The following is a 12797-nucleotide window of genomic DNA, read 5'->3' on the forward strand; positions in this document are numbered from 1 at the left end:
AATTGCTAGTCTATGACAATAGGAAAACTGCTTTGAAAATGCAATAAAAAAGCCCACCGAAGTGAGCTTTTCTTTTTCTATTTTAAATCTATTTCGCCTGCTGTTCTACTGCGCGGCGTTGTTCAGTCACGGACGGCTGATTCGACAGGGTATCCGTAGTATTGACTTTTAAGCCTCCACCGAGGGTCTTGTAGACTTCAACCTGATTGTTCAAGTTGGCCTGTTCAAGCAAGAGCAAGCCTTGTTCTGCGGCATAAGAGGCGCGCTGTGCATCCAGTACCGTCAGATAGCTGTCAATCCCGGCGCGAAAACGTGCCTGCGACAAGCGATAGGTGGTATTGGTGGCTTCTACCAGACGGCGCTGTGCAGCAATTCGATCACCAATGTTTTGGCGAACTGCTAGCGCATCATTTACTTCACGAAAAGCGGCTTGAATCGACTTTTCGTAATCTGATAATGCAATTTGCTGATCGGTTTCAGAAATCTGGATATTGGCCTGACGGGTACCCCAATCGAAAATTGGAATATCCAGACTTGGGCCAAAGGACCAGCCAAAACTGCCTGATTTAAACAGATCGCCTAAATCGGTCGATGCATAACCTGCTGAACCGGTCAAACTGATGGTCGGGAACAGGCGTGCGCGTGCTGCTGCAATATTGGCACCCGCTGCAGACAGACGATACTCGGCAGCGCGTACATCTGGACGGTTAATCAGCAGATCACTTGGCAAGCCTGCACCCAGTGCCGTATTGGACGTGATGCGGGTTACGCGTTGTGCCGGCAATAAAGTCGCAGGCACTTGCTGACCGACCAGCAGGTTTAGCAGGTTTTGTGCCTGTGCCACCTGAGTGCGGTAATTCGCGACATCATTGCGTGCCGTTTCAACGGAAATCTGGGCCTGACGCACAGGAAGTTCGCTGTCGATGCCCACATCAAAACGTTTCTTGTTCAGGTTAAACGATTCAAGCTGTGCTTTTAGCGTTTGTTCAGCCAAAGCCAGATTGGCATTGGCAAATGAATAGCTGAGCCAGGCTTGAGACACCTGACCAATCAGCGCAATTTGCGTCGCATCTCGCGCACTTTGAGTCGCCAGGAAGTTATCCAGTGCATTGTCACTTAAGCTACGTACACGCCCCCAAAAGTCCAGCTCAAATGCGGTTACACCCAGACCTACATTATAGGTGGTTACAGCACCGCGGCTTTGAGGATTGCTGCTGCCCATGTCTTGACGTAACACGCTGCCACTGGCACCAATGGTCGGTAACTGACTGTTTTCAGTAATCTGATACTGTTGCTGGGCGCGTTGAATATTCAGGGCAGCAGTGCGCAGATCACGGTTATTGTTTAATGCCAGATCGAGCACCTGTAACAGGCGCTGATCGGCAAAAAAGTTTTTATAACCTTGTTCTGCTACAGAAGTACCAGACGCATTGGTATAGCTGCTCGGGATATTTGCCTGTGCAACCGGCTCTGGACCACGCATGCTTTGACAGGCTGTCAAAGCAAGCGCAAGGGCAGATACCGCAATGCTACGACCTGTAATAGACCATACATTTTGCATTACGACTTATACTCCTGATTTTGTTGTTTTGGTTTGTATTTAAAGATACTTCGAATCCACACGTAGAATACCGGGATAAAGAAGATACCTAACAAGGTCGAGCTGATCACGCCACCAAGTACACCATAACCGACTGAGTGCTGACTACCTGCACCTGCACCTGAAGCCAGGGCAAGCGGCAATACACCAAAACCAAAGGCCAAAGTGGTCATGATAATTGGACGTAAACGCATTTTCGCCGCATGCAAGGTTGCTTCGAATAAATCTTCACCTTGCTCTTGTAGCTCTTTCGCAAATTCCACGATCAAGATCGCATTTTTCGCAGAAAGACCAATCACGGCAATGATCGCCACCTGGAAGTAAATGTTATTCGACAGGTTCGGGTTTTGCAGCAGCACCATCCCGCCATAAGTCATGAGCAATGCACCGACGATACCCAATGGCACCACCAGCAGAACCGAGAACGGAATCGACCAGCTTTCATACAGGGCTGCCAGACACAGGAATACGATCAGGAGTGACAGGGCATACAGGAACGGCGCCTGTGCACCAGATTCACGTTCTTCCAAAGACAGACCGGTCCATTCGAAGTCAAAGCCGGTTAAGCCCATTTCTGGTAACTTCGCCGCAATTTCTTCCATGGCCACCATGGCATCACCCGAACTGATTCCCGGAGCCGGTGTACCTTGAATGTTCATCGACGATACGCCGTTATAACGTTCAAGACGTGGTGAACCATAGGTCCATTCGCCTGTGGCAAAGGCCGAGAAAGGCACCATTTCACCGCGATTATTACGCACATACCACTGGTCCAGATCTTCCGGCATCATACGTGAGCCAGCTTCACCCTGAACATATACCTTCTTGACCCGACCGCGATCAATGAAGTCATTGATGTACGAACCGCCCCAAGCAATACCCATAGTACTGTTAATTTCGGCAACGCTGACACCCAGTGCACCGGCTTGTGCATGATCAACAATGACACGGTACTGTGGATTATCTTCCTGACCATTTGGACGCACACCTGCCAGACGCGAGTCTTGTGCTGCCAGGCCCAGAACCGCATTACGTGCTGCCAGAAGCTGGTCATGACTTTGACCACCTGCCGCCTTAAGCTGTAAGTTAAAGCCAGCCGACACACCCAGTTCAGGCATTGCAGGTAATTGCAGAGGCATGATGTAAGACGCATCTTTGACAATCATGTTCAGCGCCATACCACGTTGAATAATGGCACCGACTTGAGATTCCGGACTGTGACGCTCTGACCAGTCTTTCAGTTTAATAAAGGCCAGACCTGCGTTTTGACCCACACCGGTAAAGGAGAAACCCGCCACACTAAAGACTGACTCGACATGATCTTTCTCGTTTTCCAGGAAATAGTTGGTCATGGTATTGACCACCTTGTCGGTACGTTCCAGAGTGGCATTTGGTGGTAACTGAACCAGTGCCATGACCACACCCTGGTCTTCATCCGGCAAGAATGAAGACGGCAGTTTCTGGAACAACAGCACAATAATACCCAGTACCACCGCATACACGATACCTGAGAAAATCTTACTGTGGGTCATGCGATTCACGCCGCCCTGATATTTCACAGATACCTTGTCAAAGCTGCTGTTAAACCAGCGGAAGAAACGCGCAAAGATACCATTGCTTTCCGGCTTGTTCGGATCATGCTGTTTGAGCAGGGTCGCACATAGGGCAGGGGTAAAGGTCAAGGCGACAATCAGTGACAGGATCATTGCCGTGACCAGCGTAATCGAGAACTGACGATAAATGACCCCGGTGGTTCCACCGAAGAAGGCCATTGGAACGAATACTGCAGACAGCACCGAGGTAATACCAATCAGTGCGCCGGAAATCTGTCTCATCGATTTTTCAGTTGCAGACACCGGATCCAGATGCTCTTCCACCATGACCCGTTCTACGTTCTCGACTACAACAATCGCATCATCGACCAGAAGACCGATCGCCAGTACCATGGCAAACATGGTGAGGGTGTTGATCGAGAAGCCAAAAACGTTAATGACCGCAAAGGTGCCCAATACCACCACTGGAACAGCCATGGTTGGAATAATCGTGGCACGCCAGTTCTGTAAGAACAAGAACATGACTAGGAACACCAGAATAATCGCTTCGATCAGGGTCTTAACCACACTCTTAATCGACAGTTCAATAAATGGTGTTGTATCAAAGGCCAGTTGATCGACCATGCCTTGCGGATAGTTCGGACGTAACTGTTCTAAGCGTTCTTCAACCGCTTTTGCTGTATCAAGCGCGTTAGCACCTGTGGCAAGTTTAATTGCCACACCACCAGCCGGTTTGCCATTAAATTTCGAATCAAACTGATAGTTATCTGCACCGAGTTCCACCCGTGCAACATCACCCAGACGAACTTGCGCGCCCGAAGTGGTATTTTTTAGGAAGATATTGCTGAACTGTTCTGGGGTTTGTAACAGGCTTTGAGCCGTTACGGTTGCATTCAGCACTTGACCTTCAACAGCAGGAGCACCACCAAGCTGACCGACCGCAACCTGTGCGTTCTGGGTGCGAATTGCAGTCGCAATATCGCTCGGTGTTACTTGCAGGCTGGCCATTTTGGCCGGATCTAGCCAGATGCGCATCGCATAAGAGCCACCAAAGACCTGAACTTCACCAACCCCGGCCACACGGCTTAAAGGTTCAGAAATATTCGCGTTGACATAGTCTTTGATGTCATCGGCGGTCAGGCTGCCATCAGGTGAATAGAAAGCCAATACCTGAAGGAAGCTGGCACCGGATTTGGTGACACGCACACCCTGACGCTGTACATCTTCGGGAAGAAGTGCAGTGGCAGACTGTAATTTGTTCTGAACCTGAACCTGTGCGATATCAGGATCAACACCCTGGTCAAAGTTCAAGGAAATAGAAGAAGAACCGTTACCCGCGCTGTTAGACGAGATATAACGTAAGCCATCCATACCGTTCATCTGCTGCTCGATGATCTGGGTGACTGTATTTTCAACAGTTTCAGCAGATGCACCTGGATAAGTCGCAGAAATGGTCACGGTTGGCGGAGCAATCGTTGGATATTGTGCAATTGGCATTTTGCTGATGGTTAAAATACCGGCCAGCATGATAACCAATGCAATCACCCATGCAAAAATCGGGCGATGAATAAAGAATTGAGCCATGAACCATTACTCCTTATGCATTTGCAGCAGGTTTTTGTTCAGGTTGTTCTTTCTTTGCATCATCTGCCTTTTTCTCGCTTGCTGCAGGCTGTTGCGGTGCAGCACCTTGTGGCGCAGCAGCTTGAGGTTGATAAGGTTTAGCTACAACTTGCTGTTCAGGTTTCACTTTTGCAATCCCGTCCACAATCACTTTATCACCTGGATTCAGACCTTCAGTCACAATCCAGTTGTTGCCTTGAGAGCCGGTGGTCGTGACTGGACGTGGTGCCACTTTACCATCAGCACCGACCAGCATCGCCATTGCCTGACCTGTTGGAGTACGGGTCAACGCCGCTTGTGGGATCAGGAAGGCATTGGGCACTTCACCCTGTACGATTTGCGCAGTCGCAAACATACCTGGCAGGAGTAAATGGTTTTTGTTCGGGAATACCGCACGTAAAGTCACCGTACCTGTTTCCGGATTTACGCTGGCATCCGAAAATGCAAGACGGCCTTCAATCGGGTAGATGCTGCCATCTTCAAGCTTTAACTTCACTTTAGTGTTGTTTGAGCTATTCAAATCGCCTTTGTTGAGCTGCTGACGTAAACGTAAAAGCTCAGCACTGGACTGGTTGATATCCACATAAATTGGATCTAAACGCTGAATGGTAACCAATGGCTCTGGTTGATTCGCCGTCACTAATGCACCCGCAGTCACAGAGGAACGGTTGGTCTGGCCCGAGATCGGTGCACGTACAGTCGAATAGCCCAAGTTAATTTCGGCATTACGCAAGGTGGCACGGTTGGCATTCAGATCGGCTTCAGCCAGTTTGACCTGTGCCACGATGTCATCATATTCTTGTTTAGAAATGGCATTGGTTCCAACCAGCTGGCGGTAACGGCCTTCCTTCACACGTAATACACCCAGATTGGCTTCAGCACGGGCAATTGCTGCACGAGCATTATCCACGGTCGCACGGTTGGTGCTTGAATCGATTTCGTACAGAGCCTGACCTTCACGCACATAACTGCCTTCAGTGAACAAGCGTTTAAGCACCACACCACTGGCTTGCGGACGTACTTCTGAAATTTCAAATGCTGTTGTACGACCCGAGAGCTCTACAGACTGCTCTACACTTTGTGGTTGTGCAACAAGAACACCGACTTCAGTCGGTGGCATTTGTTGTTGAGCACCAGCTTGCTGGCCCTCTTTTGGATCTTTGCTACAACCAACAAGTGCAAGACTTGTTGCTAATGCGCAAGCAGTCAGGGCAGGTGCCCAAAGCTTTGCAGACATCATTGTTTCACCTCTATTAGATCTTTATCTAAATTTTCTTATTTGTGCGCCGCGCAATATCTGATCCAGACCATATACCACAACGAAATCCAAATAAAACTGATACTCCAGCCGGATATGACATCTGAAGGAAAATGTACGCCTAGATAAACTCTTGAAATCCCCATCATCAGCATCCATAAGCCTGCACCGATCATGATGATGGTAAAGCGAGAATGTTGCCGATACATGTAAATTGCCAGACAAGCCAGACATGCCGCATACAGACTATGCGCACTTGGAAAGGAACTTCCAAAACTTTCAACCAGATGCAAGGACTCTGGTGGTCGGGGTCGGGCAATTGCAAACTTTAACAGCCAAGCTAGGAGTATTCCTCCGATAATTCCGATACATATAAAAATTACGCTTGTATGCTTTTTATACCACAGCAAGGCAATACACCATAGTGTGGATAAAAATAATACAAATGGCATGCCACCTATCACTGATAAGGACAGAGTAATTCGATTCCAAAACTCGGTGCGATACAGACTCATCCACTCCACTGCGTGCAAATCAAGCTTGCTTAAAGCAGGGATATTCAGGATGAACACACTGAAAATTAAAAATAAAATACCGACAAAAAGTAACAAGTAATGCATGCCAAAAATCCTTGTCCCTTTAACCGTTCGCAGATCGGTTAATTGTCTGGAGTAGAAGTGTACTTGTCAGTACACTTTTTTTCAAGTGTGCGTATTTTATGCGAATTCCATTTTTTTAGTAAGGAATTTGTTGCTAAATATACTGTAATTGTCGCAGTTTTAAGATTTTGTCGATGTATGATTTTCGTCAATTTCAATGCTTTGCTTGGGTGGCCAGAAGAAATCACTTGGCCGGGTCAGGAAGTGAGTCATGACCAGTTTTGCCAACGGTTTCCACTGTTCAAAACGTACCCGTCGTGCACGTAAGGCCACAATAATGGTCAAACTGAAACTGACAAATAAGTTGGTCAGGCCAATCAACAACACACCGAGGAAAGACACCACAATCAAGCCAATATCCGGGCCATTAATATTGATCAGGCCCTGAATAAAGTTAGCCGAGGCAAAGGCAATATGCCGGATATCGAGCGGCAACCCCAGAATAAAACCAATGGTGCCCATACTGCCGAGCATGATGCCAAACATGAAATTACCTGCCAGCGCTCCCAGATTACGTTCAATATAATCTGCAAACCGGTACAACCGTTCCTGTCCCATCAATTGCGATAAACGTATATGGGCTTTCAGGCGGGGGCCTACCTTGCGGTAGACGGCCATATTGTCAAAATAACCGGCCAATAACCCGGACAGGAACAGACATACCCCGGCAATCGCAGCATGCGGAATCGCCAAAGAGGTAAAGGGATTCAGGTCATGTAAGGTTTTGGTTGCCTTGGCATGATTCATTAAGGGTTCATGCAGAGCAACGTCCCACATTAAGGTAATCAATGCCGCCACCGGAATGGCAATCGAAATATTGCCCAGAATTGCCACAAACTGGGTACGGATAATATTCACAATCAGCGCAGCCAGCTCGGCAATTTGCGCCATTTTTGAGCCTTTGCGTTGCTGGACTGTGGCCGCCAGTGCAGCGGCTGTCATCGCTGGCTGTTTGGTCGCCACGGTAAAATGCAGCACATGAATCAGCATAAAACCCAGCGAATAATTCATGCTATAGCTAAAGGCCTGCATGAGAGGCGCCATGCTCAGGCGTGTCATCAGGATTTTCAGGGTGGCCATCGTCGCGATGATTGCACCTGCACCGGCGGCCGATTTGTACATGGCCAGAAAGCCTTTTTTGTCAGTACTGACATAGTGTTCGCCAGTTTTACTGGCATTCTCAGTCACCTGCAAGGCCAGGAGTTCACTGTTGGTCGCCAGCAGGGCACGTACACTGCGTTCGCTATAAATCGCTTCAGTGATATCTGCAATAAACAGGCCGATGGACTGGTAGCGTAGGTCATCCTCGTCCATGACCATGTTGAGCAGGATTTCAACCCGCTCCAGACACTGCTCCAGCAGTGCCAGCATATAGGTCAGACTCACACTGACCCCAATCCGTTTGGTAGAGCGGCGAATTTTTGCCACGACATCATGGCACTGTTCCAGCATGACCAGCGCTTGCGAAGCATCTGGCGGGGTGATCGAATCGACCAGCGTGACCGTGTTATAGCGTTTTTTGTATTCCTGAATAAATTCATTAATCTCACGGTTCTGCACCAGAAAAGGAGATTCATATTCCATCAGTTCCGGCTGTGCATTAATAAATTCAGGATGCAGACCAATACCACTGATCCGATACGACAAAATGGTCAGTGCCTTGATCAGTTGATCTTTAATGCGGGTCTTTTCAGGCTGATTGGAGTGACCCTGATTGAGAACTGAAAATAAGCGTTGCCAGTCATCTTCATCAAAATAGTCGAGCCAGTATTTATCGGTCGGCTGATAAAAAACCTTGCGAAATAATTCTTGTAATTGCTGATGATCCGGAATAACTGGCAGGATATGCGCGCCAATACGCTGATTGAGCTGATTCCAGAAACCATCCAGAGACAAAATACCGGTATCGGAAAACAGACTGGTCTGTTTATAACGGTTAATGATCCGCAGGGTAAATGTCTGTAATGCTGAAACTGCATTCGGCGTCAATAATAAAGCCTGGATAAATGCATTGAACTTTGCTTCGATTTCTTCGGTATTTCTGCTGTCTTCCGGTCTGATTCTTTCAATCAGTTCAATGAGAAGATTTTCATCCAGCACCGCCTGAGGTTGCTCAAGCTGATGCTGCATGTTTTGGAAAAGATCAAGAAAATTAATATGCATAGGCGAGTTTAAAGATTACTGAATTCGGTGTAGGGCCAGTTTGGCCAGATTAATCAGAGCTTGACGATACTCAGAGTCAGGTAATGCCTGCAGGGCATGAATGGCGGTTTCCGTTTCTTCAGTCGCACGTTGACGGCAATAGTCCAGTGCCCCAGATGCATTGACAATTTGAATGACTTGATCGAGATGTTCTGTACCGCCAGTGGCAATACTGCGACGGATAATTTCATGCTGCTCACCGGAGGTATTTTTTAGCGCAGCAATCAATGGCAGGGTAGGTTTGCCTTCCATCAGGTCATCACCAATATTTTTGCCGAGGGTTTCTGCATCGGAGGTGTAATCTAGAATGTCATCAATAATCTGGAAGGCATTGCCGAAATGACCGGCGAAAGTTTTTAAAGGCTCACGGAATTCATCTTTACCCGACAGAATCGCTGCGCCTTCTGTCGCCAGTTCAAACAGGCGCGACGTTTTACCATGAATAATATTTAAATAAGTCGCTTCACTGGTTTCTGGCTGGTGCTGGGATTGCAATTGCAGCACTTCACCTTCAGCAATTTCACAGGTGCCGGTCGAGAAATCTTTCAGCAAGACCATATTGTTTAAATCGACCAGCAGATCAAATGCACGTGAAATCAGGAAGTCACCGACTAGAACAGCAGTCTGGTTATTCCATGTCGCATTGGCAGTCGGACGGCCACGACGCAGGCCAGATTCATCGACCACATCATCATGCACCAGCGTCGCCGTATGCAGCATTTCAATAATCGCGGCCAGCTTGCGATGCGGTTCTAAATCTTCAGCACCACAAGCCTTGGCAGCCAGAAGACACATAATCGGGCGCATGCGTTTGCCACCCGCTTCGACCACATGTTTGCTGACGGCCATCACCAGTGCAACTTTTGAAGTAATTCCTTCATTAATGAATGTGTCCATCGCAGCAAAGTCGTTAGCAACAGGAGCGAGAATGTCTTGCTTAAAGTCGATGGTCATGTGAAAGAAAACCTCTAGTCTGGTAAATCGCAGGTCGTAGTTTAACAATTTATAACATGAGTGAAACCTAAGAAATGCATAAACTCCACTAAAAATCAGCTTTTTATAGATCTTATTCAGATTCGATCTATATTCTGCGCTACAAAAAATCAGGAAAGGTCAGCGATATCGCTCTCTTCATCAGGCTGAGTATATTAATCAAACTGGCCGAATTTCTGCTGTATTATTTTGTTGCTGAATATATCTTGAGTGTCTGATTTGATAGAAATTATTTAAGTGTTAAATAATTAGCACATACTCGCCATTATTATTTCAGTAAAATGGCTTGTTGTTTTTTTGAATATCCCTTAAAATCCTCGCCCTTAGATATCCCCCAGTGGCGTACGTCTTAAGATCGATATCTTCCTTTATCGGCACGACGACACGGGCTTGTTTGGAGTACATTATGTACGCAGTAATCCAAAGCGGTGGTAAACAACACCGTGTAATCGAGGGTGAAACCCTTAAAGTAGAATTATTGAAAGCTGAAACTGGCTCAACTATTACGTTTGATGACGTATTGATGCTTGTAAACGGTGAAAGCATTCAAATCGGTGCTCCAGTTGTTGCTGGCGCTACTGTAACTGCTGAAGTAGTTAGCCATGGTCGTCACGACAAAATCCGCATTATCAAAATGCGTCGTCGTAAACACTACCGTAAACAACAAGGTCACCGTCAATGGTTCACTGAGTTGAAAATTACAGCTATTTCAGGCTAATTACGAGGAGTAAATAGACATGGCAACTAAAAAAGCCGGTGGTTCGACTAAAAACGGTCGTGATTCGAATCCTAAAATGTTAGGTGTTAAAATGTACGGCGGTCAATCTGTGACTGCTGGTAACATTATCGTTCGTCAACGTGGTACTGAATTCCACGCTGGTCAAAACGTAGGTATGGGCCGTGACCATACTTTGTTTGCGACTGCTGACGGCGTAATCAAATTCGAAGTGAAAGGCCAATTCGGTCGTCGCTACGTATCTGTTGAAGCGTAATTCGCTGAGATAGAAAAAAAGCCCACAGTTTCTGTGGGCTTTTTTATGCCTGAAAATTGACTGTAATGAACGCCTGATCCAGCTTATGTAAAAAAACGGCTGAAATCTTCATCATGATGAACAAAAAAATAGATTTCGAATTAATAACCATACAAAAGTTCTTATTTTCTATCATTTTAGCTTTTAATTTTCGTTTAAGATGAGACATCAAATAAATTGCGATGACGCAAAATATAAAGGTGAAATTATGAATATGCTTCGTAAAACCGTCTGTGCTATGGCTCTGGGTGCAGTGACTTTAGCACCGGTGATGAGTACAACCGTGTTTGCTGCACCTGTGGCAGCGTCGGAGCAACAGGCAACTGCCAGTCTGGTGAAGCAGCTGAATTATGTACGTAGCATGACGGCAAATTTTGAGCAAAGCACCAAGGTGACCAATCCGAGAGCAACCCAGAAAAAAGGCTTGAGCGCACAACATATGAATCAAACCTTTAAAGGGGTGATGAAAGTCGAGCGTCCGGGTAAATTCTATTGGGAAACGACCGCACCATCGAAGCAAACCATTACAACGACTGGTAAAACAGTATGGATTTATGATCCGGATTTGCAGCAAGCGGTTCGTCAAAATCTGGATGAGCAAGTTGCCAATACACCGGCTTTGCTTCTGTCAGGAAATACCAGTCAGATTATGCAGTCTTACCGGGTCACTCAGCCGAATAAGGGGAAAACCTATTACACACTGTATCCTAAAAATACCGATGGTGTCTTTGAGAGCCTGACCATTAGCTTTGGCGCCAATAAAGCACCTAGCTTGATGATCCTGCAGGATTCACTTGGCCAAACTACAAATATTAAGTTTAGTAATGTGAAAGTGAATGGCAGTATTCCAGCTTCTACTTTTAACTTTACCCCGCCAAAAGGTACGGACATTATTGATCAATAATCAGAAGTATCAAGTAAATCAAAGAGCAACCGATTCAGGTTGCTTTTTTATTGCCGATTATCAGGATTGCTTTGAGCAGGCTACAAGGTTCAGCTATATCTAGACACAAGAGCATCTTAAAATAAATAAAAGTCGAGTCAATGAAATTGCAAAATTTTGGGAGCTCAGGATGAAGATCAATCTGTTTAAAACTGCTGAAATTTATGCTGTCTTATTAATCACTGTATATATGTTGGGCTGTCAGCCGCCATCCAATTCAGTTGTTACCCAAACAGATCCGTGGGTGCAGATTGAAGCCAAGAGTATTCCCGTCAAAGGGGTGGCCAAAGTGGTGTGTGAAATAGAAGGCTGTGTACGCTTTGAGCTTCATACGGTGGATACCAACCTCGACTGGATTGATCAATATTTTATAGCGCGTATTCGGGATACCGAGCCGGTTGCATTCACCAAAGTGACTCAGAAAAATCCTAAAAAAGCCGATGAGCCCCATTATCTGGATCAGCGTTTTATCAAGGTACTATTTATCGCTCAGCGTGATCATCTGGCGACTTTTGCCTTAATAAGTTCCAATCTGGTGAAGAATCACACTGCATCAAGTGAACATGTGGAATATATCAATTTTGATATGAAACAGAAAAAGCGTCTGGCTTTGCATCAATTGATGTTAAAGGGCGGTGAGCAGAAACTACTCAATGTGATATATCGAACCAATACTCGATGGCTACGCACACAGGGGATACAAGTACAGCAGTTAAAACTGAGTGATAACTATTATTTTGACAGGTCGGGTCTGGTGTTGGTGTACCCGGCAGGTGAATTAACTTCTAAAGCAGCAGGAACGCCTGAATTAAAAGTGTCCTATGCAGATTTGGGTGAAGTGATTTGGCCTGAATATTTAGCCATTTTACAGCCCAAGACTTCCTAAATATTGTGCTAATAAGGCACAGCTGGGGTCGTAGTCACTGTATTTTTTG

10 protein-coding genes are annotated in these 12797 nt (G+C 46.4%); 4 read left to right on the forward strand and 6 right to left on the reverse strand.

Translation table 11 applies throughout. The features are described from left to right. Positions 1–88: 88 nt before the first annotated feature. From adeK to sdsA, 6 genes are all read right to left on the reverse strand, one after another. Positions 89–1561, reverse strand: a complete 1473-nt coding sequence (gene adeK, locus FTV29_RS08905; protein ID WP_180075389.1) for a multidrug efflux RND transporter AdeIJK outer membrane channel subunit AdeK — start codon at positions 1559–1561, stop codon at positions 89–91. Continuing rightward, on the reverse strand, positions 1561–4737 hold the full coding sequence (locus FTV29_RS08910) for an efflux RND transporter permease subunit (RefSeq protein ID WP_180075390.1): 3177 nt from the start codon (positions 4735–4737) through the stop codon (positions 1561–1563). The genes adeK and FTV29_RS08910 overlap by 1 nt, the downstream gene beginning before the upstream one ends. A gap of 13 nt (positions 4738–4750) precedes the next feature. Next, complete coding sequence (locus FTV29_RS08915) at positions 4751–6016, reverse strand: efflux RND transporter periplasmic adaptor subunit (RefSeq protein WP_034608437.1); 1266 nt, start codon at positions 6014–6016, stop codon at positions 4751–4753. 35 nt (positions 6017–6051) lie between these two features. After that, complete coding sequence (locus tag FTV29_RS08920; protein ID WP_005097780.1) at positions 6052–6654, reverse strand: phosphatase PAP2 family protein; 603 nt, start codon at positions 6652–6654, stop codon at positions 6052–6054. A gap of 159 nt (positions 6655–6813) precedes the next feature. Then, positions 6814–8856: a site-specific recombinase gene (locus tag FTV29_RS08925; protein ID WP_034608441.1), complete on the reverse strand. Its 2043-nt coding sequence runs from the start codon at positions 8854–8856 to the stop codon at positions 6814–6816. Between the two features lie 15 nt (positions 8857–8871). Further along, positions 8872–9849 carry an All-trans-nonaprenyl-diphosphate synthase gene (sdsA, locus tag FTV29_RS08930; RefSeq protein ID WP_005097778.1) on the reverse strand — a complete coding sequence of 326 codons (978 nt, stop codon included), beginning with the start codon at positions 9847–9849 and terminating at the stop codon, positions 8872–8874. 445 nt (positions 9850–10294) lie between these two features. Here sdsA and rplU point away from each other — a divergent pair, with 445 nt between their 5' ends. The 4 genes from rplU (at position 10295) to FTV29_RS08950 (ending at position 12748) form a co-directional block, all read left to right on the forward strand. Further along, the gene (rplU, locus tag FTV29_RS08935; RefSeq protein ID WP_005097776.1) at positions 10295–10606 is read left to right on the forward strand and encodes a 50S ribosomal protein L21; all 312 of its coding nucleotides are present in this window, start codon (positions 10295–10297) and stop codon (positions 10604–10606) included. A 19-nt stretch (positions 10607–10625) separates the two neighbouring features. Continuing rightward, on the forward strand, positions 10626–10880 hold the full coding sequence (gene rpmA / locus FTV29_RS08940) for a 50S ribosomal protein L27 (RefSeq protein WP_005097774.1): 255 nt from the start codon (positions 10626–10628) through the stop codon (positions 10878–10880). A 247-nt stretch (positions 10881–11127) separates the two neighbouring features. Continuing rightward, the gene (gene lolA, locus FTV29_RS08945) at positions 11128–11823 is read left to right on the forward strand and encodes an outer membrane lipoprotein chaperone LolA (RefSeq protein ID WP_180075391.1); all 696 of its coding nucleotides are present in this window, start codon (positions 11128–11130) and stop codon (positions 11821–11823) included. A gap of 169 nt (positions 11824–11992) precedes the next feature. Further along, on the forward strand, positions 11993–12748 hold the full coding sequence (locus FTV29_RS08950; RefSeq protein WP_180075392.1) for a DUF3298 domain-containing protein: 756 nt from the start codon (positions 11993–11995) through the stop codon (positions 12746–12748). Positions 12749–12797: the final 49 nt, after the last annotated feature.

Origin of the sequence: Acinetobacter sp. YH12254, from assembly GCF_013417415.1 — a bacterium.
GTDB classification, from domain to species: Bacteria; Pseudomonadota; Gammaproteobacteria; order Pseudomonadales; family Moraxellaceae; genus Acinetobacter; species Acinetobacter pseudolwoffii.